The organism is Noviherbaspirillum sp. (assembly GCF_035254685.1).
Taxonomy (GTDB): domain Bacteria; phylum Pseudomonadota; class Gammaproteobacteria; order Burkholderiales; family Burkholderiaceae_D; genus Noviherbaspirillum.
The window spans coordinates 93,876-119,356 of sequence record NZ_DATFAI010000035.1 but is presented as its reverse complement, the minus strand read 5'-3'; the positions used below and the strand labels follow the sequence as shown (position 1 = coordinate 119,356).

Annotated in this window: 19 protein-coding genes and 1 pseudogene; 11 read left to right on the top strand and 9 right to left on the bottom strand. The window is 60.8% G+C overall.

Going from position 1 to position 25,481, the window contains the following annotated elements:
* The 3 genes from VJ698_RS15920 to VJ698_RS15910 form a co-directional block, all read left to right on the top strand.
* Positions 1 to 2,514: hybrid sensor histidine kinase/response regulator (locus VJ698_RS15920; RefSeq protein ID WP_324103767.1), on the top strand; the 2,514-nt coding region annotated here is incomplete at its 5' end.
* Entirely contained in the window at positions 2,504 to 2,911 is a 408-nt protein-coding gene (locus tag VJ698_RS15915) for a response regulator (protein ID WP_324103766.1), read from the top strand. The genes VJ698_RS15920 and VJ698_RS15915, both read left to right, overlap by 11 nt.
* Positions 2,912 to 3,985 carry a chemotaxis response regulator protein-glutamate methylesterase gene (locus VJ698_RS15910; protein ID WP_324103765.1) on the top strand — a complete coding sequence of 358 codons (1,074 nt, stop codon included), beginning with the start codon at positions 2,912 to 2,914 and terminating at the stop codon, positions 3,983 to 3,985.
* Between the two features lie 197 nt (positions 3,986 to 4,182).
* Here VJ698_RS15910 and VJ698_RS24620 read toward each other — a convergent pair.
* Positions 4,183 to 5,531, bottom strand: a pseudogene (locus VJ698_RS24620) (Fic family protein).
* A gap of 165 nt (positions 5,532 to 5,696) precedes the next feature.
* Between VJ698_RS24620 and VJ698_RS15895 the strand changes: the two are divergent.
* On the top strand, positions 5,697 to 5,894 hold the full coding sequence (locus VJ698_RS15895) for a hypothetical protein (protein ID WP_324103762.1): 198 nt from the start codon (positions 5,697 to 5,699) through the stop codon (positions 5,892 to 5,894).
* Between the two features lie 139 nt (positions 5,895 to 6,033).
* On the opposite strand, the gene VJ698_RS15890 is transcribed toward VJ698_RS15895, so the two are convergent.
* The 7 genes from VJ698_RS15890 to VJ698_RS15860 form a co-directional block, all read right to left on the bottom strand.
* Complete coding sequence (locus VJ698_RS15890) at positions 6,034 to 6,594, bottom strand: RBBP9/YdeN family alpha/beta hydrolase (RefSeq protein ID WP_324103761.1); 561 nt, start codon at positions 6,592 to 6,594, stop codon at positions 6,034 to 6,036.
* A gap of 27 nt (positions 6,595 to 6,621) precedes the next feature.
* Complete coding sequence (locus VJ698_RS15885) at positions 6,622 to 7,932, bottom strand: MFS transporter (RefSeq protein WP_324103760.1); 1,311 nt, start codon at positions 7,930 to 7,932, stop codon at positions 6,622 to 6,624.
* A gap of 149 nt (positions 7,933 to 8,081) precedes the next feature.
* Positions 8,082 to 9,107 carry a 3-keto-5-aminohexanoate cleavage protein gene (locus tag VJ698_RS15880; RefSeq protein ID WP_324103759.1) on the bottom strand — a complete coding sequence of 342 codons (1,026 nt, stop codon included), beginning with the start codon at positions 9,105 to 9,107 and terminating at the stop codon, positions 8,082 to 8,084.
* A 31-nt stretch (positions 9,108 to 9,138) separates the two neighbouring features.
* The gene (locus VJ698_RS15875; protein ID WP_324103758.1) at positions 9,139 to 9,987 is read right to left on the bottom strand and encodes a TauD/TfdA dioxygenase family protein; all 849 of its coding nucleotides are present in this window, start codon (positions 9,985 to 9,987) and stop codon (positions 9,139 to 9,141) included.
* Between the two features lie 14 nt (positions 9,988 to 10,001).
* The gene (locus tag VJ698_RS15870; protein WP_324103757.1) at positions 10,002 to 10,982 is read right to left on the bottom strand and encodes a quinone oxidoreductase; all 981 of its coding nucleotides are present in this window, start codon (positions 10,980 to 10,982) and stop codon (positions 10,002 to 10,004) included.
* A 34-nt stretch (positions 10,983 to 11,016) separates the two neighbouring features.
* On the bottom strand, positions 11,017 to 12,039 hold the full coding sequence (locus tag VJ698_RS15865; RefSeq protein WP_324103756.1) for a universal stress protein: 1,023 nt from the start codon (positions 12,037 to 12,039) through the stop codon (positions 11,017 to 11,019).
* A 37-nt stretch (positions 12,040 to 12,076) separates the two neighbouring features.
* On the bottom strand, positions 12,077 to 12,385 hold the full coding sequence (locus tag VJ698_RS15860; RefSeq protein WP_324103755.1) for a Rieske (2Fe-2S) protein: 309 nt from the start codon (positions 12,383 to 12,385) through the stop codon (positions 12,077 to 12,079).
* A gap of 215 nt (positions 12,386 to 12,600) precedes the next feature.
* Between VJ698_RS15860 and VJ698_RS15855 the strand changes: the two genes are divergently transcribed.
* From VJ698_RS15855 to VJ698_RS15825, 7 genes are all read left to right on the top strand, one after another.
* Positions 12,601 to 15,291, top strand: a complete 2,691-nt coding sequence (locus VJ698_RS15855; protein ID WP_324103754.1) for a helix-turn-helix transcriptional regulator — start codon at positions 12,601 to 12,603, stop codon at positions 15,289 to 15,291.
* A 332-nt stretch (positions 15,292 to 15,623) separates the two neighbouring features.
* Positions 15,624 to 17,384 (top strand): DUF1302 domain-containing protein, encoded by a 1,761-nt coding sequence (locus VJ698_RS15850; protein WP_324103753.1) that lies wholly within the window; start codon positions 15,624 to 15,626, stop codon positions 17,382 to 17,384.
* A 10-nt stretch (positions 17,385 to 17,394) separates the two neighbouring features.
* Positions 17,395 to 18,744, top strand: coding sequence for a DUF1329 domain-containing protein (locus VJ698_RS15845; RefSeq protein WP_324103752.1), 1,350 nt, complete (start codon positions 17,395 to 17,397; stop codon positions 18,742 to 18,744).
* 20 nt (positions 18,745 to 18,764) lie between these two features.
* Positions 18,765 to 19,841 carry a WD40/YVTN/BNR-like repeat-containing protein gene (locus VJ698_RS15840; RefSeq protein WP_324103751.1) on the top strand — a complete coding sequence of 359 codons (1,077 nt, stop codon included), beginning with the start codon at positions 18,765 to 18,767 and terminating at the stop codon, positions 19,839 to 19,841.
* 20 nt (positions 19,842 to 19,861) lie between these two features.
* On the top strand, positions 19,862 to 22,315 hold the full coding sequence (locus tag VJ698_RS15835; RefSeq protein WP_324103750.1) for an efflux RND transporter permease subunit: 2,454 nt from the start codon (positions 19,862 to 19,864) through the stop codon (positions 22,313 to 22,315).
* A gap of 42 nt (positions 22,316 to 22,357) precedes the next feature.
* Positions 22,358 to 23,362 carry a YeiH family protein gene (locus tag VJ698_RS15830; protein ID WP_324103749.1) on the top strand — a complete coding sequence of 335 codons (1,005 nt, stop codon included), beginning with the start codon at positions 22,358 to 22,360 and terminating at the stop codon, positions 23,360 to 23,362.
* 106 nt (positions 23,363 to 23,468) lie between these two features.
* A complete protein-coding gene (locus VJ698_RS15825) occupies positions 23,469 to 25,121 on the top strand; it encodes a 3-(methylthio)propionyl-CoA ligase (RefSeq protein WP_324103748.1) in 1,653 nt (550 codons plus the stop codon).
* Between the two features lie 85 nt (positions 25,122 to 25,206).
* Here the strand turns inward: VJ698_RS15825 and VJ698_RS15820 are convergent, their stop codons facing one another.
* Positions 25,207 to 25,479 (bottom strand): hypothetical protein, encoded by a 273-nt coding sequence (locus VJ698_RS15820; protein ID WP_324103747.1) that lies wholly within the window; start codon positions 25,477 to 25,479, stop codon positions 25,207 to 25,209.
* Positions 25,480 to 25,481 lie beyond the last annotated feature (2 nt).

The window sequence follows — 25,481 nt, the reverse complement described above, 5'->3', positions numbered from 1 at the left end:
AGCGGCGCGGAAGACGGCGAGCTGAGGAATGCTTTCGACGACTTGCGGCGCTATGCATTGCACCACTTCGAGTCCGAGTCGGAACTGATCCGCGACTGGCCCGTCAACCGCGCGTACAAGGAAGCGCATGCCAAGGCGTACAGTAGTTTTACGGAACTGATCAACATGGCGGATGCCTTTGTGGCAACGCAACTTGTCGATGTGGTCGACCATCTGCTGGGCTTCCTGGTGAAGTGGCATATCGCCGGGGTGGATGCGCGGCTGATCAGGCAGATGATGGCATTGCGCTCGGGTGGTGCGGATGGGCAGGCGGATGGCGGCGGCGATCCCCTGCACGATGTCCTCATCGACATGCTGGGTGATTTCTACGACAGCGTCTGCGCGCGCACCTTCGAAGTGATGGCATTGAACCGCCGCCTGCATGACGAGATCGAGCAGCGGCGCCGCACCGAGCTGGCGTTGAAGCAGAGCGAGGAACGCTTCAGCAGCCTGTATCGGCATGCACCGGTGCCGATCTGGGAAATGGACTGGTCGCGGCTCGAGCAAGCACTGGTCGCCATACGCAAGAAAGGCGTCGAACACCTGCGGCCGTGGCTGGAACAAAACCCGGGTGAGATCAGGCGACTCGCCTCGCTTGCCCGCGTTATCAATCTCAACGATGCGGCGCTCGCATTGATCGGCGCTGACAGCACGAAACACATACCGCTCACCCTCGACAGCTATCTCAGCCAAGCGGCGCTATATGGCTACGTGGAGCGTCTGTCGACGCTGTTCGACGGACAAGTGCTGTTCGAGCATGAAAGCGAGCTCGTCAGACTGGACGGTACAGTGCGGCAAATCATGGTCAAGCGTTTCGTGACACCGGGCCATGAGCAGGCACTTTCCAGCGTTATCCTGACCATGGTAGACATCACCGAGCGCAAGCACGTCGAGCGCGATCTGATCGAGGCGCGTGACAAGGCGACGGAGGCGACGCGCGCCAAATCCGAATTTCTCGCCAACATGAGCCATGAGATCCGCACGCCGATGAACGGCATCATGGGCATGATGGAACTGGCGCTTGACACGACCCTGACGGTGGAACAGCGCCAGTACCTTTCCTATGCGCATTCGTCCGCAGAAAGGCTGCTGGGCATCATTGACAACATCCTCGATTTCTCGAAGATCGAGGCCCACAAGCTCACGCTCGAATCGGTTGCGTTCGATCTTCGCAACAGCCTGCACACGATGGTCGCGCCGCTCATGGTGCGCGCGCGGCAGAAAGGCTTGTGGTTCGACTTGTGCATCGACCCCGACATGCCGGAATGGTTGCTGGGCGATCCGCTGCGCCTCTCGCAGGTCCTGCTCAACCTCGCGGGCAATGCGCTCAAGTTTACGGAGACCGGGGGCGTGATGCTGAAGGTGGCTCCGCGCAAGCGCGAGGGCGGCCGGATTCTCACAGCCTTCGCCGTGAGGGATACCGGCATCGGCATCGACGCTGCGCAGCGCGAGCGGATCTTCGAGCCGTTCACGCAGTCCGATGCATCGACCAGCCGGCAGTTCGGAGGGACCGGTCTCGGTCTGGCAATCAGCCGCATGCTGGTCGGCCTGATGGGCGGGCGGATCGAGTTACAGAGTATGCCAGGCGAGGGAAGCACGTTCTCCTTCGAAATATGGCTCGACCTTGCGCAAGAAGATGCTCGGCCGGCCGCACCCACACTGCCACCGGCGCTGATAAGGGCCCCCTTGCAAATCCTGCTCGTGGAAGACAATGAGGTGAACCGCAAGTTCGCGCTTACCGTCCTGCAGAAGGCAGGGCATCGCGTTACCGCCCTGGAAAACGGCAAGGAGGCGGTTGAGTTGCTGGAATCGATGCGCTTCGACCTCATCCTGATGGACGTGCAGATGCCGGTCATGGACGGGCTGGAAGCGGTCAGGCGCATCCGCGCGCTGGGTATCCACACGCCGATCATTGCGCTGACGGCGCATGCCATGACGGGCTATCGCGACATCGTCATGGAGGCCGGCATGAATGATTACCTTGCCAAGCCGATCCGGGGCCGCGCGCTGCTCGACAAGATCGATGAATTAATGCGTGGCGTACAAAGCACCGCTGCGGTGGAAGTGCTGTCAGCATCCGATGCGCCGCGCAAGCCGCCCGTGTTCGACCTCGATGAAGCGCTCGCCACCGTTGACGGCGATGCCGTGCACTTGCAGATGCTGGCAAGGTTGGTGCTGGAACAGATCGATACCGACCTGCCCGCGATAAGGCATCTTGCGTCCGGCCAGGACAATGATGGTCTGAAGGACATGGCGCATCGTCTCAAGAGCAGCCTCGGCTGCATTGCCGCCTATGCCGCCCATGCCGCCTGCGTGGCGCTGGAAACGCAGGCAAAAGCTGCGCCGCCGCAGGATTTTTCAGCGGCATGCGAGCGACTCGCGGACGAGGCCGCGCGCCTGTCGCCGGTACTGCGGGACGTTGCGGCAGGCACTTTTTCTTTTCAACTGACAGATCAAGCCGCCAATGAACATTGATTATTCCAGGGAGCTACGCATTCTCGTGGTGGACGATGTCCAGGTACATCGTTTCCTGATGAGTTCCGGCATCGAACGGGTCAATCCATTCGTGCATGTCGAACAGGCATCCGGCCTGGAAGAGGCTATCGCCAGATTGAATGACCAGCACTTCGATGCCGTGGTCTGCGACTGGAAGATGTCGGGCGGCGACGGTAACAGCCTGGTCAAGTGGATGCGGGCCCGTGCGAATTACCGCCGCGTCCCGTTCATCATGATCTCGGGCAATGCGGATAATGAAGACATCATTCGCGCCTTCATGGAGTTCGGCGTCGATGCCTATGTGGTCAAACCGTTCTCCGCGAAAGACCTGTACGACAAGATCATGGCCGCGCTCCACAAGCGCAAGAGCGCGTAGATGAAGCGTATCAAGGTGATGGTGGTGGACGATTCCGCCGTGGTGCGCCAGGTCGTAACAGGGCTGTTGGAGGGCGAGCGCGACATCGAGGTGGTCGGCGCGGTGGCTGATCCGCTGCTCGCCATGACGCGCATGAAGACCGAGTGGCCGGATGTGATCGTGCTGGACATCGAGATGCCGCGCATGGACGGCATCACCTTCCTGAAGAAGATCATGGGCGATCGCCCGACGTCGGTCGTGATCTGTTCGACGCTGACAGAGAAGGGCGCGCAAACGACGATCGAAGCCATGGCCGCCGGCGCGGTGGCGGTCATCACCAAGCCGAAGCTTGGCTTGAAGCAGCATCTGAAGGACACTGCCGACGATCTGGTGAACGCGGTGCGTGCCGCCGCCCGCTCGAACGTCAGGCGGATTGTGTCGAACCACGCGCCGCCGGTCATCGTTGAAAAACACTCGGCCAGCGTGATCCTTCCCCCGCCTGGCAGCGACGCGATGACGCGCACCACACAACGCGTGGTGGCGATCGGCACCTCGACCGGCGGGACCCAGGCGCTGGAGGCGGTACTGGTGGGTTTGCCGCGCGTCTCGCCGGGCATCGTGGTCGTGCAGCACATGCCTGAAAAATTCACCGAGGCGTTTGCCGCGCGCCTCGACAGCATCTGCCAGATCGAGGTCAGGGAGGCACGAAACAGCGACCGCGTCATCCAGGGGCGTGCGTTGATCGCGCCGGGCGGCAGGCACATGCTCTTGCGTCGTCAGGGCGCACAGTATTTCGTCGAGGTCGTCGATGGCCCGCTGGTCAACCGCCACCGGCCTTCCGTAGATGTGCTGTTCCGCTCCGTTGCCAAGTGCGCCGGCCCCAACGCCCTGGGCGTGATCATGACCGGGATGGGCGACGATGGTGCCGCGGGCCTGCTGGAGATGCGCAATGTCGGCGCCCGTACGTTGGCGCAGGATGAAGCGAGCTGCGTCGTGTTCGGCATGCCCAAGGAAGCGATAAAACGCGGCGGGGTGGCCAAGACCGTGCCCCTTGCCGGCATCGGCAGGGAAATCATGCAGGAGCTGACGCTGTGATTCATCAGTATGGATGAAGTTGGTGCAGAGTCAGTCAGCAGTGAATCACCTGCAAGTCTTGCATGGGGAACAGTCACAACTCGCCCCACCCGATATCGCGGAGGAGATATTCCCCCGCAAGAAAATGCGACGGACCTCCTCAGTGAACGTACTCTGGTTGCACTCTGAGCCGCACGCTACAGTTGAACCTGCATCTGTCAATGTCCATGCCTGGCTTTCCACGCAAGGAACTCCGACGGTCTCACGCCGTAGCGCGCAAGGACTCCCTCGTGTATCCGCCTGAGTTCCTCCACAATCAGCGATTGCACGCTGTCTCGCTCAACCTCGGGTACGCGACCGATGATCGCCTGTCGGATGATATCCAGCGGTTCGTGATCAGGCTGTGTCACGACAGCATGGATGGTCTGCTTGATCAACTCTCGCCAGGCAAGGCGAAGCGGGTCGGGTTCCGCCAGTTCCTGTTTGATTGCCAAATACTCTTGCGTCGAGCGTTCATATGCCCAGACATAAAGGTCACGCAGCAACTCTACTCTCGTCATTTCGTACACACCGAGGATGGCGCGGTTGTATGCATGTTCCGGAACATCAAGGAAGGTCAGTGGACATAGATTGGCTCGGAACAGCGGCAAGTTAGCGGCCAAGCGCGAGGTGCGCTTGTTGATGTCGGCAAATGGCTGCAGGTAGGGCAGATGCACCATCACGAAAAAGGACTGCTCGAATGGATCGGCGATCTGATTTGCTTTTGCCAATAGCAAGTCCAGCAAGTCGTCAATTTGTTGAGGGGCCGATAAGGGGCGATAGACGCTCTTGCCGATATCCACGGCATGTTGGCGAATCCGTCCCTCATCGGCAGGGTTGGGCAGCAGATTTTCCGCCAAGGCGGCGTGCAGGTTCATCAGCGTATATCGGTTGAATTCGGCACTTCGATGTTGTCAACCAAGAGCTCGATTGCTGCCTTGTGGTTCAAAATCATCTGCGTTTCGATGGCGGCCTTACCGCGTGCTTCCTTGCCGTGCTCGATGAGTTCACGGGTGTCGAGTCGGGAATAAGTGTTCCCTTCCAGATGGCTGGACGCCCATGACAAGTCGATCAGCAATCGGCTCAGGATAGCCCGACTATAAGTGCCTGCCGGCGCATCGGCTTGCTGTGTCTGCCCGATTTTTTGCAATTGGCGCCGGAGTGGGGCGGACAGATACCAGGTCTTGTTTGGCTGGTAGGCCTCGAGAAAGTCCCGCTGATAGTCCACTGGCTTGCGCGCTTCGAGTGGTTGATCGATGTAGGCCACGATATCCCTGCTGTCGGCCGACAGAGGAATGAAATCCGGAAATTGATTGGTCTGTGCGACTGTTCGTGTTGAGCTTACCGGATAGTAGCGGCGAGCACGCCCTTCGCCGCGTGCGCTGATGCGCCCTGCAGCGATCATTTCGCTGATCAGGCGCTGCGCGGTTCGGCGTGCCACTTGGGGATGCTGTGCAAGCAATTCCATCAAGGTCAGTCCGACTGGGGACGCATGAATGCTCTGCAGGAGCTCTTTGGTTTTCGGCATGATTTCTGGCGCAGTTTATCGTGGTTACGGCGCTATGTTGGCGCAGTTTCGATAACCGCGCCAGATTTTTGGCGCAGTTCGGCCAGGGCCTGATCGACGGCTTGTGGCCGGGCACAAGACACGCTCGGGTCTCTTAGCTTGCTCAGTGGCCTCAAGGGTCATGACATGATCCTTTTTGCGGGTGCACGTCCGCATACCGACGCCATTGACGAGCGCGATGACTTGGCCCTTGGCGACGATGTTCTCGACCATGCCGGCCGTCTCTTTAGGATCATAGCCGTCGTTGTGCAGGGCAAGCTTCAGCTGATTGTCAGTAACTCCACCCTTGGCATTGACCTGATCAGACCTGATCAGAATAGCTGATGGTTACCTTGAGTACGTCGGCCGTGGTGAGCGCAAGCTGCGTATTCCCGATACGCACCCGAGTTTCACTTCTTCGGCATTGAAAAGCGTTTATGCACCTCTTGGGGATCCACTTGCTTTGTCTGCCCGCGCCTTCCAGTCAACAGAGCTCACGGATCAGATTTTCGGCCTCGGACCACGCGCCGAATCCAGCTGCAGGATTGAGGTGACCGACTGCGCCGGCATTGATGATGGTACTGCCCCATTCCTTTGCCAATTGAGTGACGCGCTCAATGCGCCCCAGGGGGTCGTTCGTGCTTGCGACGACCATACTGGTGAAGGGCAGGCGGGTTCGTGGAATGGGCAGCCAGCCGTTGTCGCGCAAAGCGTCGGTGGTCGGATAGCCGGCGGGTATTGGCGACTCCAGGTCCGCAGGAGTAACCAGCAAGGCGCCCTGTAACGGTCGGCGGTACTGCTGCGCCCAGTGAACCGTGATCATAACGCCAGCACTGTGGGCAACCAGGATGACCGGTCCCTCAATGTGTGACAGCACTTTCTCGAGCGCCTCGACACGCGCGGCACGACTGAGCTTGTTATGTTCGAGCGGGGGAACCGAACAGGTATTCGGCAGCTTTTTTTCCAGGATGGTCTGCCAGTGATCCTCGACATGATCACGAAGGCCGGGAACGATAAGAATGGTAGGAGTGTGCGAAGCGTTCATTGGGATGGGGTCGAAAAATAGCTCCGTTCAGTTTTGCAGTGCCTGGATGTGCTTCAGGTCGCTGGCGTAATAGCGTTTGCCAATGGCGAACGCCGAAGCAGCGCCAAGTGCGACGAGCGGAATGATCTTCAGAGAACCAAGGAGCCCGACGCGATCGGCGATGAACCCGGTGACGAATGGCCCGGGCGCCAGGCCGAGGAGGTTGTTCATAAGCGTCAGTGTTGCGAACGCGCTCGAATGGATCACGGTCGGGGTGAGATTGGCCACCATGGCGCCCGCCGGGCCGGAAGTGCCGGCGACCACCAGCATGGCGGCGCCGATCAGGACAAGCTGCGGCGTTCCTGCAGGGAGGCGAAACGCTACCATCAGGAGCGCACCGGAGATCAGGGAATAGGCTACGGCCATCCACCACTTTCGTTCCGGCACATGGCGGCTTATGCGATCCGTGACAATGCCGCACAAGACCATGCCGATCGCGCCAGCCAGGATGAACACGCCTGCCAGCAGCGCGGCCTTGTCAGTGCGCAAGTGGTAATAGCGGTTCAGGTAGCTTGGCATCCAGGCGACCAGCGCTGCCATGATAAAAAGCTGCAGCCCGCTCCCGACGTAGGCGAGGCGTACTGCCGTCGAACCGAAAAGACCTTTCATGAGACGGCGGAAGTCGTCGCCGGCGGCCTTGCCTGATGCCGTCTTGCGCCTTGGGGTAATCGATAATGGCGTCATCCTGTCTTCGCGAACGACCGCGCGATACAGGATAACCAGGAGCAGGCCGAACAGAGCCATGACGCCGAAGGACCAGCGCCAGCCGAATTGCATGGCGATGACGCCGCCGAAGGTCATTCCCAGCACAGAGCCGACCGGGCCGCCTGCCATGAATGCCCCGGTCAGCGTGGATCGCAGGTGCGACGGGAAGATGCTCAGGATCAGCGCAACCCCGACACTGCCGTAGGCTGCTTCGCCGATGCCGACGAAGAAGCGCGCGGCGAACATCTGGTTGTAGTTGCCTGCCAGAGCGCACGCAAGCGTCGCGAGGCTCCACAGTCCTGCCATCAGGACGATGCTCTTGACGCGGCCCCAGCGGTCGGCCGCCACAGAAAGAGGGAATGTGAGGATGCCGACAAGCAGGGCGACTATGCCGCTGAGCGAACCCAACTGCGTGTCCGATAATGCCCATTCGGCTTTCAGGACAGGGAATACCGCGTTGAGGACCTGCCGCGACATGTAGTCAGACAGCAGCAATCCGAACGTCAGCGCAAAGACCGTCCAGGCATAGATCCGCGGTACCGATGGTGCGGCGGAATGCGCTTCCGGCAGGTCCTTGGCAATGGAAAGGGCCATGATTGTCTCCTGGGGCAGGATGCCGTGGCGGCAGGATCGCTGTCGCCCGGCCTTGTTATGCTATTTTCTCGGGAAGCAGGGAAACCTGCTTCCCGTGGGCTTGCTGCACCTTGCGATTATGCCGCACGCAAGGCAGCGCCGGCCTTGCCTTACGTGCGATTCGGCGCGAAGCCATTCGCAGCAAGGGTTTCATCAGCATTCTTGTAGAAGGTGCCAATCTTGTAGATCTCGCGTGCCTCTTTCGCATTGGCGACGTCGCGACCGAACTCGCGTGAGATGCGCACCAGTTGCTCGATCTGTGCCACCGTACCCATCTTGCGGTCGCGGCGCTGGGTCCAGATATTGTCTTCAATGCCGCAGCGAACATGCAGGCCCATGGCAATTGCCATCATGTTCAACGGAAGCACGTTCAGCATGGAAGACTCAAGCGTCAGCACGGAACCATCCGGGCAGGCGCGCACGAAGTTCGCCAGGTTGTAGAGGTTCGGTGCGTCGAAGCCGCCGCCAATGGCAACCCAGGTCAGGATCAACGGAACGTTGCACACGCCGCGGCGCATCATGCGCTCCACCGTTTCCAGTTGCGTGATGTTGGCAAGCTGGAAGTGCGTCTGGATGCCCTTGGCCGAGAGGCGGCTGATATGCTCCTCGACCCAGTCAGGGCCGGCAGGGATCGTCATTTCGCGATAGGCACGGTACATGGCTGGATCGGCCAGCGAAGTGCCGGCGATATCCGCCGCACACATCTGCTCGACGACGTTCATCTGGTTGGTGTTGATCGCGATCGTCACCTGGTCCGGCGTCGGTGTCAGCTCGGCCAGCATGTGGCGCGTGTCGTCGGACAGCCACTTGGCCACGTCGCCGTCATTTTCCGGCGCGAAAGAGATGGAGCCGCCGACCTGCAGGATCATGTCGGGCACACGCTCGCGAATCCCGGCCAGCAGCTCGTTGAACTTGGAGAGGCGCTTGGAGCCCTTGCCATCGAGCTCGCGCACGTGCAGATGGAGGACCGTGGCGCCGGCGTTGTAGCAATCGACGGCCTTCTGGATCTGCTCTTCCATCGTGACCGGGATATCTTCCGGGAAGTCGGACGGCATCCACTCCGGGCCGTACGGCGCGGCGGTGATGACGAGTTTTTGCTGGTTTTCCGGGAACAGCGAACCATCGAGAAAATTCATTGCGGGTCTCCTTGATTGGATAGGTGAAGGGTCAGAATGTCGTGTCGCCGATGATGCCTGCACGCTCCATCTTGCGATGGCAGGGCGGATAGTCCATCACGGCGTAGTGCTGAGTGGAACGGTTGTCCCAGATGGCCATGCTGTTTTTCTTCCAGCGCCAGCGCACCTGGTACTCCGGGATAAATGCCTGGCTGATGAGATAGTTCAGGAGCATGGACGATCCCGGGCTTGCATCCTGTCCGAAGCGCACATGCTCCTTCGTATGGAAATTGGTGAAGTGCGTGGTGAAGGCATTCACGAACAGGACTTTTTCTCCGGTTTCCGGATGTGTGCGCACGACCGGGTGCTCGGCATCCGGATATTGCGCTTTCAATGCGAGGCGTTTTTCGATCGGCATCGCGGCGCCGAAACTGGCTTCGATGCTGTGGCGGGCACGCAGGCCAGCGATCTGTTCCTTCACGTGCGCGGGCAGCATTTCGTAAGCGGTGACCATGTTGGCCCACATCGTGTCCCCGCCGACGTCCGGGCACTCCACGCAGCGCAGTACACATCCCATGGGCGGTGCTTCACGCCATGTGGCATCGGTATGCCAGGCGTTCTCGTAACGATCGATCGGCGTATCCGGCGACTTGTAGATCTGGACCAGGCCGGGATATTCCGGATGGCTGCCGGCGACCGGGTGATCTTCCAGCTTGCCGAATCGCTCGGCAAAGGCAACATGGTCAGCACGGCTGATCTCCTGGTCACGCAAGAACAGCACCTTGTGCTTGAGCAAGGCGTTCTTGATCTCCTTGAACAAGCCATCATCGTGCACCGCGTCGGCCAGGTTGACGCCAACCAGTTCGGCGCCGATATTGCATGTCAGTTGTTCTATTCTCATTTTCTGCTGTCTCCTCAGATGACAAAAACGGATGATCCTGTCGTCTTGCGCGATTCCAGGTCCTGGTGTGCCTGCACTGCCTCTTCCAGTGCATAACGTTGATTGATTTCAATCCTGATGCGACCCGCAGCGACATGGCCGAACACTTCGGCGGCGAGCTCGGCTTTTTCCGCGGGGTCGGCAATGTAATCGGCAAGGGCCGGTCGCGTCAGGAAAAGTGATCCCTTCCTGGCGAGGATCTGCGGATCGAAAGGCGGTATCGTGCCCGAGGCAGTGCCGACGCAGACCATGAGGCCGCGGCGCTTGAGCGAATCCAGCGATGCCATGAAAGTGTTCTTGCCAACGCTGTCAAAGACAACGGACACACCAACGCCATCGGTCAGTTCGCGGACCCGCTTCGCGACGTCTTCATGGCTGTAGTTGATGACTTCATCGCATCCGTGCGCACGTGCGACTGCCGCCTTCTCTTCGCTCGATACCGTGCCGATTACGCGCAGGCCCAGCAACTTCGCCCATTGCGAGACGATGAGGCCAACACCGCCGGCGGCCGCGTGCAGCAGAATGCTGTCGCCCGCATGGAACGGATAAATACGGCGCAGCAGGTAAGCCGAGGTCAGGCCACGCATGGTCATTGCAGCGGCGGTTTCGCAACTGATCGCTTCGGGCAGTTTGATCAAGGGATCGGCGGCAATGAGGCGAGCGGTACTGTATGCGCCAAGGGTGTTGAGAAAACCGGTATAAGTCACGCGGTCGCCGACAGCGACATTGGTGACGCCCGGCCCGACAGCTTCAACCACGCCGGCTGCTTCGACGCCCATGCCGGCGGGCAGAGGAATCGGATAGGTGCCATTGCGGAAATAGGTGTCGGCAAAGTTCAGGCCTACCGCCACATGGCGCAGGCGGACTTCACCTGCGCCGGGTTCGCCCACCTCGACGTTCTCATAACGCAGGACGTCCGGGCCGCCGGTTTCGCGGAAGCGAATCGCTTTTTCCAAAATGTTCTCCTTGTATATCGTTGTTCAATGACGCTCAGGTGTTTGAAGAAGGTGCCAGGTTCACGATCCTGGAAAACAGGCGCCGGAATTGCGCGTCCGTATCGCCGCCGAAGCGCGGATCTTCGTGGTCGCAGAACGCGGCATTGATTTCCTCCCAGTCTTCATCGGTCAGACAGCGTTGCGCGGCAGGCAGGATCACGCCTTCCTCGCGCCCCATGTGTTCCCACATGAAGGTGGCATAGGCAGAAACCGCCTTTTCCAGTTCACCCCGCCCGGTGTTGCCTGCTTCATACTCGCGCAGCAGAACGGCAAGTTCGTCCACCAGCTGGTGGTCTCGCTCATGCTGGCGTTCCAGCTCGTCCAGCTCGGCGTTGACGGACGACGTGCGCTTGCGCAGCTTCCTGAACAGGTACTCCTGCTCTTTCGGATGGTGCAGCTCCAGCGGGAAGGCCTGGATGTAGTACAGCATTGCCTTCATCAGCTCCATGCCGTCGGAGGCCCCCGGTGTTGCCGGCTCCCTCAGCAGATGCATCCAGGCGTGCAGGACTGCGGCGAGCGAACGGTGTTCGTCGCGGATGGTGCCGATGGTGACGGCAGGGATCGGAGGGCAGGTCGTGGCCGAGACCAGGACCGGAATTTCAGTGTTGATCAAGACGCGCAGTGTTTGCGAATCCAGCACCATGCCGACCCTGCTGCGCCGCCCGTGGGATGCCATGAAGATCAGGTCGCAATCCTCCGCCTTGGCCGCCTCGAGAATGGCCGAGTAAGGCGAATCGCTGACGGCCGTGGCGGTGGTGCAGGGCACGCCTTGCGCGCGGGCCGCCGACTCGGCTTTCGTCAGCAGCTCGCGGGCACGGCCTTCAAAGTTGTAGCTGAAGTCGGCAGGAGACACCAACCGGACGATCTCCGCATCGCCATGCAGCAACGACACATGATTGGTTTGCGCATGGAAAAAGGTGATGCGCGCGCCGAGGGTGCGGGCAAATTCGACGGCCTGTCCGATTGTCGCAATGGAAAGATCGGTGTTGTCGATCGGAACGAGCAAGTGGCGATACATGGTGACTCCTACAAGAATAATGGGGCGCGAAATGTTGTCATGCGTCCATCCCAACCATGACCTTGCCGTCATTCACCTCGACCGGGAAGGTCCTCACACGCATGGCAGGAGCAACGACCAGGGCGCCCGTCGTCACGTTGTAGCGCCAGCCGTGGGCCGGACAGCTCACGACGTTGCCGCACAGGGTGCCGCCGGCCAGGGAGGCGCCGGCATGCAGGCAGGAATTTTCCATTGCATGCAGCGCGCCATCCATGTTAAAAATCGCCACATCTGCTGCCCCGGCGCGCACTGCACGAGAAGTCCCTGGCGGGATGTCCTTGAGCGCGCAAACTTCGATGAACTTCATTCCACTCCTTTGATTTCTTGCCGTGGTGTTGCACAAATCGTAGGGCATGGATCTGGGCGAAGCCCCCCTCGAAAAAGGGGGGGCTGACATAATCGCCTGCTTATATGCTGCGATCGGATGCCGGAAAAGGGCGACGGCAGGTAACAGACGCAAGCGCGCATTCCCTTTTGGCAAACCTGCAATAGACTGTAGATGATCCCTTCCGGGATTTTTTGATGGCTTCCGCTGTGATCGACAACGCATCCAAATACGCTGAGCTTGTGCTCCGGACCACGCCGCCGCGCGCGTCCCGGCATCAGCTCGCGCGTCCGCGTCTCAGCCTCGAGGATGAAAGGTTCCGGGAGCATTCCGTCATCGTCGTGCAAGCCCCGCCCGGCTTTGGAAAGACCTCGCTGCTGGGCCAGTGGCGGCGCGAGTACCTGGCGCGCGGCGCCGCAGTGGCGTGGGTGACAGCAGACGACAGTGACGATCCACGACGCTTCCTGCATTGCCTGGTGCTTGCCGTACGGTCCGGTTGCGGCCGGCCGGCATTCGGCCGCCTGCTGCTGGAAGGCTCCGGCTCCAACGCGGATGAAATCGCGGGTATCACGGCATGGCTGGCCGAGGTGACGCAATCGTCTCTGGACCTGATCCTGATCGTCGACGAAGCGGAGCGATTATCTCCGGTCAACTTTTCGGCGCTGACCTATCTGCTGCACAACACGACATCGAACCTGCGCGTTATCGTTGGCGCACGCAGTCGCATCGATACCGCAGTAGCTGATCTACTGAATTACGGACACTCGCTGTCGCTTGGACCGGAACAGCTGCGTTTCCACCTCGACGAGACCATGGCGCTCGTGCGCGGCCGCTTTGGCGCGAAGGTCGACGCCGACATGGCAGCGCGTGTGCATGAAGCGACGGAAGGCTGGCCGCTCGGACTGCAGATCGTGATGGCCGCGATGGAGCGTACCAATGATCCGCGTGCGGCCATCGCGGCCGTTTCCGCAGGTGTTGGCGGTCGCGGCGAGAATTTTGTAGGAGGGCTGCTGGCTAACCTGACCGGCGAGGACGCTGATTTCCTTATCCGGATCTCCGCGGTTAACCTGATTCACCCGGATCTGTGCCGCGCGTTGACCGGACTCGACGACGCGCCGGAACGCCTTGCTCGCCTGATCCGTGACACGCCCTTGTTCGTGGTGGGCGACGAAAGCGAATGGGGGCGCCTGCACAACCTCGCTCGCGACGCGTTGCGCACGCGCCTGGCGAAGCTGCCGGAGCCGGAGCGCCTCGAGCTCCACTTGCGCGCGCTGCACTGGCTTGCCGATCACGGCATGCTCCAGGAGGCGGCGCGCCATGCCCATGCATCCGGACAGCACGAGATCGCCTACGACCTTGCGGAGCAATCTCTCTATGACGCCGTCACACAGGGGCACCAGGAAACTGTACTCGGCTGGCTCGAGCTCCTGCCCACGACGGAGCTCGACAAACGGCCTCGCCTGCGCCTCGCCGCCGCCTGGGCCTTGGCCCTCAGTGAGCGCCCGGCCGAAGCCGATGCACTTGTACGCCGCTTGCTCGAGAATCCGGATGCCGATGCCGAGTTGCGCTACGAATGCGCGCTGATCGGCAGCGGCGCTGCGTATTACGCCGATGATCCAGACCGCTGCGTTGCCTTGTTTGCGCCATGGGCAGCGGCGCCGCCTTCGCGCGAGCCGCGCTTTCTTCAGATGCACGCCAACCGTCTGTCCGCCATGTCCTTGATAACCGGGGATCCCGCGGGCGCGCGCCGTCATATCCAGATGGCGGCCGCATCCGACTTCGCACAGGCCTACGGCTACGGCGTGCGCTGGGCCAACTTCAAGATGGGCCTTAGTTATCTGTGGGAAGGGCAGGTGCTGCTTGGTGAAGAGGTACTGCGCCCTGCGCTCGCAAGCGCGGACGCCGACCTCGGTCGTCGCCATCCCCTGTCCTGCATGATTGCATCGATGCTCGCGACGGCCGTGTATGAACGCGACCGCCTGGATGAAGCGGCGGAACTGCTGGCCAACCGGCTCGACGTGCTGGAACGTGCCGGCACGCCGGAAGCTGTCATGCTCGGTTACAGGACCGCCGCCCGCATCGCCGCGGCACGCGGTATCGAACACCGTGCGCTTGACCTGCTCGAACTCATGCATGCCGTCGGCGTCGCGCGCGGCCTGCCACGGCTGTGCGTGGCAAGCCTGGCCGAACAGATCCGCATGCATGCAGGACGCTATCGGGTTGAAACCTGTCGCGTGCTGGTTCAGCGCGTCGACGAAATCATGGCCGAAAACCTGGCATCAAAAGGCCCATTGTGGCAGCGCGGAATGCAACTCCTGCAATGGCTTGCTCATGCCCATGCATGGATCGCCGCGCAAGAGTGGCAGCGGGCTGGCGAAGCACTGCTGCAGGTCGCCCCGTCGGCGGAAACGATGAAACTCGGCCGCTGGCGCATTGAAATCATGGCGCTGCGCGCCTTCGTCATGGAGCGCAAGGGCGAGAATGGACATTCCTTGCTGATTGAGGCCATGAACCTCGCGCAGACCTTCGGGCTGTCCCGCATTTTTGTGGACGCCCATCCCGCCCTTGGGGACTGGGTGCAACGCGTAGCTGGTGAGAGCGGAGCCGGTATCCGGCTACCGATGCCCCGCATTGCACGCCCGGTGCCCAAGCCCCCTGCAAGCGCGCCGCGTGCCGTACCAAGCATGGTGCTGACGCCGAAAGAACGCGAAGTGCTGGAGCATCTTGCGCGCAATCTCTCGAACAAGGAAATCGCGCATGCGATGGAGGTGGGAGAGGAAACCGTCAAGTGGCACCTCAAGAACCTGTTCGGCAAACTTGATGCCGGCACGCGCAAACATGTTGTGCGACGTGCACAACTCCTCGGCCTGCTGGAAGGCCTCGATTGATACCGGATTTCCGTCGGTTCAGGCAGTAAGCCGAAAATTCCACAGCCGACCCTGTCGCTCCGTGAGTTGGTGCGCCAGGCGATCGACATATATAAATATCCATTGATATCGTGCCGCACGCCGGCCTACGGCTCTGTCATGTCCTGACAAGCCGGCTTCAAGCCGTTATCACCAATCCTCGCCCATTCTGCCGTTTTTCCTTGCGGCACAACACCCCCCATCCTCTCACTCTCACCCCCCGATCATGGGGGGGTGGGGGATGTCGTCTTGTTCTGATAATGAGCTCTCGGAGACTGAAATACCTTAGCCAACCTACAAGAGAGGGCAACACAATGAAAACGAGGAGACCGCTGGTTGATGCGATGCGCATGCGTCCGCTTTCCGTGGCCGTCACTACTGCGTTTCTTGCAGCGGGCAACGCCATGGCGTTCGAATTCGATACCGGCAACCCGGACGTCGCCGTCCGCTGGGACAACACCGTCCGTTACAACGCTGGGCTGCGCGTCCAGGGCAGGGACCCGCGCATCGGCAATTACTATGTCGCGGACGAAGGTGACTACAGCATCGACAAAGGCGACATGGTGGCGAACCGCCTTGACCTGTTGTCCGAATTGGATGTGGTGTTCAGGAAGGACATGGGATTTCGCGTCAGTGCCGCGGCATGGTACGACGGCGCCTACGGCAGCCGCAGCCGTGCCAATCCAAACCTGCGTGACGTTCTCGGCAATCCCGCCCAGCCGAGCTATGTAAACCAGACCTACAGCAGTTACACAAAGCGCTACTACGCAGGCCCATCCGGAGAAATCCTCGACGCATTTGTATTCTCGAACTTCGACGCCGGCAATATTCCCGTCAAACTGAAGGCCGGCCGCCACACCGTCTTCTGGGGTGAATCGCTTTTCCTCGGCGGTGCGCTGCACAGCGTTTCTTATGCACAGATGCCGCTCGACCTGCAAAAAGGATTTGCGACCCCGGGCACCGAGGCGAAAGAGCTGTTCCGCCCACTCAACCAGATTTCTGCGCAGGCGCAGGTGACGGATAGCCTGTCGCTGGCGGCGCAATACTTCTTGCAGTGGGAACCCTATCGATATCCCGAAGGCGGCACCTATCTCGGCCCGGTCGACTTTGCGTTCAACGGGCCCGACCGAATCATCCAGGCCACGCATCCCCTGCTGGGACCGCTCGGGTATACGCGCGGCGATCCCGTCCGCCCGAAAAACAGTGGAGAATTCGGCCTGAGCGCGCGCTGGTCGCCGGAAGCGCTCGACGGCACGCTGGGCTTCTATCTCCGCCGCTATGCCGACAAGCTCCCGCAAACGCTTGTCACCTCGCAACGCCTGGCCGGCGGCTTCCCGCTTGCCGGCAGCAGCTTCTACAACCTTGTCTACGCCGACAATATCGATTTGTTCGGCGTCAGCCTGGCCAAAAACATCGGCGGCCTCAGCCTGGGCGCCGAACTTTCCTATCGCCGCAATACACCGCTGGTGGCGAAGGTCCTGGGCGATGTCTCGGCCACCGGCGTTCCCGCGCCCGGCGAGACTTCCGGCCCCCGCGGCGATACCGTGCACGGCCTCGTCAATCTCATGGGCTCCATTTCTCGCACGCCGCTGTTCGATAGCGCGACCTGGGCGGGCGAGCTGGTCTGGAGTCACTGGAACAAGGTGCGCAGCGGCGCCAGCCTGTTCAACGCGGTCGGCTACAACTGCTCGGTGCGCTTCGGCGTTCCTGCAAGGACGCGCGCCGGCGACAAGTGGGATGGCTGCGCGACGAAAAACTATGTGGGGCTGAATCTCTCCTTCACACCGACCTGGTTCCAGGTGCTTCCCGGTGTCGACCTTTCCGCACCCCTGACCGCGGGCATGGGCTTGAAAGGCAACGCGGCCACCACCTTCGGCGGCAATCAGGGGACAGGCAACTTCAGCCTCGGCCTCGGCGCCGACATCTACCAGAAATACCGTATCGACCTGAAATACATCGGCTACCTGGGCCACTACCGGGACGATGGCACCGGTGTAGTGACTAGCCAGAACGGGTCCTCGGTCCTTATCAAGGACCGCGGCTTCCTGAGCCTGACCTTGAAAACATCATTCTAAGGAGACAGACATGCAATTCCAGACAGCGATTTTGATTGCAGCGGTTGCAGGTGCGGTGACCAGCGTTGCCGTGGCCGGCGTGCCAGCCGATGAAGCGAAGAAGCTTGGCACGAGCCTGACTGCGGTGGGCGCCGAAAAAGCGGCCAGCAAGGACGGTGCAATTCCGGCATACACCGGCGGCCTGACGAGCGCGCCAGCAGGCTTCAAGGTCGGCGACGGCGTTCGTCCCGATCCTTTTGCGGATGAAAAGCCCTTGTTTTCCATCGACGCAAAGAACGCTGAAAAATATGCAGACAAACTGACCGAGGGCACCAAGGCTCTGATGAAGAAGTATCCGGACTACCGGGTCGAGGTCTACAAGACGCATCGCACCTCTGCCTTTCCGAAATTCGTGGAAGACAACACGGCCAAATGTGCAGTGAATGCCAAGACCACCAATGGCGGACGCTCGATGGAAGGCTGCCAGTCCGGGTTCCCGTTCCCGATTCCCAAGACCGGTTATGAAGCCATGTGGAACCACCTGGTGCGCTTCAATGGGCTGGCGTTTACCGTCAAGTATCGCAACTGGAACGTCGACGCGTCGGGACGCCCCTCGCTCTCGACCGAGGGTGTCATCGTGCAGGAGTATCCGTACTGGGACAAGGAAAAGGCCAGCTCGGGCGTCTACTACAAGCAGCGCATCTCCTATACCGGCCCGGCCCGCCGCGCTGGCGAGTCGATGATGATCATCGATCCGCTCGACTACACCGACAAGGATCGCCGCGCATGGCTCTACCTGCCCGGCCAGCGCCGCGTGAAGGTCGCGCCCGACCTGTCGCACGACACGCCGAATCCCGGCACCGCGGGCTCGACCACCTTCGATGATGTCTTCCTGTTCAACGGCTCGATGGACCGCTTCGACTTCAAATTGATCGGCAAGCGCGAGGTCTTCGTGCCGTACAACGACTATCGCATGACCTATCGTGCTACTGCGGACGAACTGCTCAAGCCGAAGTTCATCAATCCGGACGTGGTGCGCTGGGAGCTGCATCGCGTCTGGGTAGTCGAAGCAACGCTGCGCGAAGGCAAGCGTCACGTCTACAGCAAGCGCACGTTCTACCTGGATGAAGACTCCTGGGCCGCCGTCGCATCCGATGAATACGATGCGCGCGGCCAGCTGTACCGCGCCGGTTTCGCCTATGTCACGCCGAGCTACGACGTGCCTGCGCCATCGGCCACCATCCACGGCCTCTACGATCTCGTTGCCGGCGTCTACTCGCTGGTCGGCCACAGCGCCGAAACCGGTGGTGTGCGATTCGGCAAGGCGTTGCCGGACCGCGAGTGGTCGCCTGACGCACTTGCCGGCGGCGGCCTGCGCTGATGGCCCGGCTGAGGCGCACGATGAAGAGCATTCATCTTCCACGGTTTACGTCGGTGCTTGCCGCCCTCCTGGCAGCATTTCCGCTTGTCGCGGGGGCGGCTCCTTTTCGCGACGTGCTCGACACGCCAGCGAAAGACAGCCGACTTGCATCCAGATCCCTGCTCAATGCGGTAGCGCGCGCCGGCAAGCGCCTTGTGGCCGTCGGCCAGCGCGGTCACATCATCTTCTCGGACGATGGGGGCAATTCCTGGCGCCAGGCAAAAGTGCCCGTCAGCGCGGACCTTGTCGCGGTGAGTTTCCCGACGCCGCAGAAGGGATGGGCGGTCGGGCATGACGGCGTCGTGCTGCATTCCGAGGACGGCGGCATTAGTTGGACGAAGCAGCTTGACGGGCGCGCGGTCGGCAAGCTGATGGTGTCGTACTACGAGGAACGCGCGGCGAAAGGATCACTGACGTCTCCGGAGGCAGCACTCCTCGACGAGACGCGCCGCATCGCCAGCCAGGGCGCCGAGAATTCGTTCCTCGATGTCTGGTTCGCGAACGAAAGCACCGGCTTCATCGTCGGCGCCTTCAACCTCATCTTCCGTACTGCCGACGGTGGCAGGACATGGGAGCCCTGGTTCCACCGCACCGAAAACCCGAAGCGCTTGCACCTGTATGCCATCCGGGAGGCGGCCGGAGAGCTGTATATCAGCGGCGAGCAGGGCATCGTCCTCAAGCTGGACCAGTCGCGCAACCGTTTCGTTGCCCTGAATACCGGCTACGGTGGCACCTTTTTCGGACTTGCCGGAAGCGATGACGCGGTGATCGTCTATGGTCTTCGCGGCAATGCATTTCGTAGCACCGACGGCGGCAAGCAGTGGCACAAGATCGAGGCCGGGCTGCAGGACGGAATCACGGGCGCGGCGTCCTGCGGTGGCCGCCAGCTGATACTGGTAAGCCAGTCTGGACATGTGCTGGCAAGCGACGATGCGGGCGAGAATTTCCGTCACACGAAGCTTGAACAGGCAGTGCCCGCCTCGGCCGCGCTCTGCATCGGAGGCAACGTCGCAGTAATTGCCGGCACCCGCGGAATCACTATTCAGGCTTTCAAATAACATTTCAGGAGACACAGGCGATGGCAGCCTCAACAGATTTGACGGACCGTATGCCGGTTGTTCGTTCGCTCGCGGATTTCGACCCGAAATCCGGCAGCGGGCTTGAGAGGTTGATCTTCAACCACCGCCTCGCCCTGATAGTACTGTGTGCGCTGATCACCCTCGTGCTGGCAGCAGGCGCAGTCATGAAGCTGAGGCTCAATGCCAGCTTCGAAAAAATGATTCCGCAGGGCCACCCCTATATCCGGAACTATCTCGACAACCGCAAGGAATTGCGTGGCCTGGGCAACGCCTTGCGCATCGTCGTCGAGAACGAGAAGGGCGATATCTTCGATCCGAAATTCCAGGACACGCTGCGCAAGATCAACGACGAGCTATTCGTCATGCCAGGCGTGGACCGCGCATGGCTGAAGTCCCTGTGGACGCCGGCGGTGCGGTGGACCGAAGTGACGGAGGAAGGATTCCGTGGTGGTCCCGTAATGCCCGAATCCTATGACGGTTCACCGAAGTCCATCGAACAGCTTCGCCTCAACATCGCCCGTGCTGGCATCGTTGGCCGTTTCGTTGGCAACGACTTCAAGTCGAGCATGATCTTCGTTCCCTTGCTGGACAAGGATCCGACGACTGGCCAGCCGATCGACTACCGCGCATTGTCCCGTATGCTTGAGGACAATATCCGCGCGAAATTTGCCGGAGATCCGGCATCAGGAATTCGTATCCACATCATCGGTTTTGCCAAGCTCGTCGGCGACCTGATCGATGGCCTGACGCAAGTGATGACTTATTTCGGGGTGGCGGCGCTCATCGCGATTGCCGTCATTTTCCTTTATACGCGCTGCCTGCGCAGCACCGTGCTGGTGGTGGCGTGTTCCGTGGTGGCCGTAGCGTGGCAGCTCGGTCTGGTCGCCCTGCTCGGATTCGAACTTGATCCCTTTTCCATCCTTGTTCCATTCCTGATATTCGCCATCGGCGTGTCGCATGGCGCGCAGAAGATGAACGGCATCATGCAGGATGTCGGACGCGGCACGCATCGGCTAGTGGCGGCGCGCTATACCTTCCGCCGTCTCTTCCTGGCGGGCATGACCGCGCTGCTGGCCGATGCGGTCGGGTTCGCCGTCCTGATGATGATCGACATACCCGTGATCAAGGACCTCGCGCTCACCGCCAGCATCGGCGTTGCTGTTTTGATCTTCACCAACCTGATCCTGCTACCCGTGCTGCTTTCATATACCGGGGTAAGCGCGGCGGCCGCCGGCCGCTGCGTAAGCGCGGAAAATGAAGACGTCGGCGGCAGTGGCCTCGCCACGATCTGGAACCTGCTGGATCGGTTTACGCAGCGTCGCTGGGCACTCATGGCAATCGCCGTATCGGCCGTCCTGTGCGTCCTGGGCTTCATCACCAGCCAGCAGCTGAAGATCGGCGACCTTGAGTCCGGAGCACCCGAACTGCGTGCCGATTCGCGCTATAACCGGGACAACGCCTACATCGCGAGGAACTACTCGCTGTCGAGTGACCAGTTCGCCGTCATCGTCAAGACGCCGGCGGAAGGCTGTCTCAATTACCGCACCCTGGTCGAAGCCGACCGCCTTGCCTGGGATCTGCAGCAACTGCCCGGCGTGCAAACCACCATGTTCCTCGGCAACGCGGTGCGCCAGATTACCGCCGGCTCGAATGAGGGCAGCCCGAAATGGCTGACGTTGGCTCGCAACCAGGACGTGCTGAATTACGGCGCGCAGCAGGCATCCGTGAATAATCCGGACCTGTTCAACAACGACTGCTCGGTCATGCCGGTGATTGCCTACCTCACCGACCATCGCGCGGAAACGCTCGGCCGCGTGGTCGATGAAGCAAGCCGGTTCGCCGCGCTGCATTCGGAGCCGGACCGCCAGTTCCTGCTGGCTGCAGGCAATGCGGGGATCGAGGCAGCAACCAACATCGTGGTCCGCGAAGCCAATCATCACATGCTTTTCTATGTTTATGGCGCCGTCATCCTCCTGTGCTTCGTTACATTCCGCAGCTGGCGTGCCGTCGTGGTGGCCGTGCTGCCCCTTGTCGTCACTTCGATATTGTGTGAAGCCTTGATGGTGATGCTCGGCATCGGCGTGAAGGTGGCGACCCTGCCTGTCATTGCGCTGGGAGTGGGCATCGGTGTTGACTATGCGCTTTATCTCGTCAGCATCCAGCTGGCCCAGCAGCGCGCCGGCGTGCCGCTCGCACTCGCCTACAGGCGTTCGATCCAGTTCACCGGCAAGGTGGTCGCGCTGGTCGGCGTCACTCTCGCAGCGGGCGTCGTCACCTGGGCATGGTCACCGATCAAGTTCCAGGCTGACATGGGCATCCTGCTGACGTTCATGTTCCTGTGGAACATGATCGGTGCACTGATCCTGATTCCCGCCTTGTCCCATTTCCTTTTGCAGAAGCCCGCGCAGGGGCTGCGTTTCCGGATGCCTTTTCCGCGCGCGGCCCGCCAGTAATCGAGGGCGTCGAGGGCCCGTTTATACATTGAAAGAGATACGATGCGTCAGTATGTTGTCACCTATGTGAACGCCGTTCCCAACCTGTGGCCCGGTCTGATCACCGCCATCACGATCGCGTTCGCCGCGACCTTCATCGCCGAGCACCAGGGCGGGCCGCAACTGTTGTACGCACTGTTCTTCGGCATGGCGTTCAATTTCGCTGCAACGTCCGAGAAAATCCGGCACGGCATCGACTTTGCCTCGCGTCACGTCATGCGTTTCGGCGTCGCGTTGCTGGGCGCGCGTATCACCCTCGAGCAGATTTCGACGCTCGGCGGGGCGTCAGTGTTGCTGGTAATCGGCGGCGTGGTATCGACCATCCTGTCTGGCGTATTGCTCGCGCGCCTGCTGCGGCGTCCGCTGGCGGAGGGAATCCTGACCGGCGGCGCGGTCGCGATCTGCGGCGCATCGGCCGCACTCGCCATTTCCGCCGTCCTGCCTCGCACTGAAGATAACCACCGCTTCACCTTGTTCACGGTCGTTGGCGTGACAACCTTGTCCACCGTGGCCATGATTGCCTATCCGACGCTGGCGCACATCGCCGGATTGAATCCGAATGACGCCGCAGTGTTCATCGGCGGGACCATCCATGACGTCGCACAAGTAGTCGCGGCAGGCTACATGATTTCTCCGGAAGTCGGCGATGCGGCCACATTCGTCAAGCTGCTGCGTGTCGGAATGCTGCTGCCGGTGGTGGCCGTCCTTGGGATGCTGTTCCGCAAGCAGGGCGGCGGGGAGGGCGAAAAGCCGCCCATCCTGCCCCTGTTCCTGGTCGGATTTGGCGCACTGATGGTAGCCAACAGCATGGGCATGATTTCGCAGGAGCTCGGCAAAGGATTGTCCACGCTTTCACGCTGGTGCCTCGTCGTCGCAATCTCAGCGCTCGGCGTCAAGACCTCCTTCCAGCAACTGGCCAGGCTCGGCTGGCGCCCGGTGGCGCTGCTGGTGACGGAAACCTTGTTTCTGGCGACACTGATCCTCGGTGGCCTGACACTTCTTCATTAAGCGCACCAATCACAATGCTGCCGCGCCGCCCGCCCTCGAACCAGCGTGCTTGTCGCCCCTGCCCGGCCCGCAAGACCATTTCTTGATTACCTATAGGGAGTATTCCATGTCGCAGTATCCGAAGAGCCCGTTGATGGGCCAGATGATGAGCCAGCCCTTGCTCATTTCGAACATCATTCAATTTGCGGACCGCTATTTCGGTGACGCTGAAATCGTGTCGCGCCGGGTAGAGGGCGACGTCCATCGCTATACCTACCGCGACTGCCATCGGCGCGCGCGGCGCCTGGCAAATGCGCTGGCAAGCCTGGGAGTGCAAATGGGCGACCGCGTCGCCACGCTGGCATGGAACGGATATCGCCATCTCGAGCTGTACTATGCCATTTCCGGTTCCGGCGCAGTCATGCATACCATCAACCCCCGTCTCCATCCTGACCAGGTTGCCTACATTGCCAATCATGCGGAAGACCAGTATCTGTTTTTCGACATGACTTTCCTGCCGTTGGTCGAGCGTTTTGCGCGGCAATGCAAGACGGTCAAGGGATTCGTCATGATGTGCGACCGCGACGGCATGCCGCAAGAAACCAGTGTGCCGAACCTGATGTGCTATGAAGACCTGATCGACCAGAACTCCGATGAGTATGCATGGCCGCAGTTCGACGAGAATTCCGCGTCAAGCCTGTGCTATACCTCCGGCACTACCGGCAATCCGAAGGGCGCGTTGTATTCGCATCGTTCGACGCTGCTGCACTCGCTTGCGTCAGTGATGCCGGATGCGCTGAATGTATCGGCGCGCGACGCGGTACTGCCGGTCGTTCCGATGTTCCATGTGAACGCCTGGGGCCTGCCGTATTCCGCGCCAATGGTCGGCGCGAAACTGGTTTTCCCCGGCCCGGCGCTGGATGGCAAGTCCCTCTATGAACTGTTCGAGCAGGAGAGAGTCACTTTTTCCGCGGGCGTGCCGACCGTCTGGCTGGGTTTGCTCAATTACGTTGAACAGCACAAGCTGAAGTTCTCGACCTTCAGGCGTACGGTGATCGGCGGCGCCGCTTGCCCACCTGCAATGATGAGCAAATTCCGTCATGAGTATGACGTGGAGGTCGTGCATGCATGGGGCATGACGGAGATGTCGCCGTTGGGCACGACCTGCACGCTGCAGAATCGCCATCTCGACCTGCCCGAGGAGCAGAAGCAAGCCGTGCTTGAGAAGCAGGGACACGCCATCTTCGGCGTGGATATGAAGATCGTCGACGACAATGGCAAGGAACTGCCGTGGGACGGCGAAACGTATGGCAACCTCCTGGTGCGAGGGCCATGGATCATTGAGCGCTATTTCAAGGGGGAGGGGGGCGACGTGCTGCAGGACGGCTGGTTCCCGACCGGTGATGTCGCCACCATCAGTCCGCATGGCTACATGCAGATTACGGACCGTAGCAAGGACGTGATCAAGTCAGGGGGAGAGTGGATTGGTTCGATCGATCTGGAAAATATCGCAATGGCGCATCCGGCAGTTCAGCAAGCTGCCTGCATCGGTGTCTTTCATCCGAAATGGGATGAACGCCCGCTGCTCGTCGTCGTCCGCAAGCCGGGCGTCGATATCAGCAGGGAGGAATTGATCAGGCACTACGATGGCAAGATCGCAAAATGGTGGACGCCGGACGACGTGGCTTTTGTCGAGGCACTGCCGATCGGCGCCACTGGCAAGATCCTGAAGAACAGGATCCGGGAACAGTTCAAGGGCTACAAGCTGCCGACCGCATGAGAAGATGAAACGCAGTCCGGCATTCGTGAGCAGCGTGTTCAGCGGCGAGATCTGCCTGAACAGCGTTCACGATTGCCGGCGCTGGTTAATGCGGCCTTTGCAGAAGCTCGCGAAGGAGCGCGTTCTGCTCGTGAAGCATGGTGATGATTTGTTCATTCTGGTCGCGCACGCGCGGCAGCGTGGACATCACCAGTTTCGGCGGCGAGTTTTCTGGAAGACTCGCCATCATGCGCTCCATTACGCGGAGCATCCGATGGCCACGCGCCGAACCGGGACTGCGGTCCGGCGCTTTCAAAAACGCACGGAAGGCAACCATTCCTCCGATGATGGCGGCTCCAAGAGCGATGGATCTGTTCATCC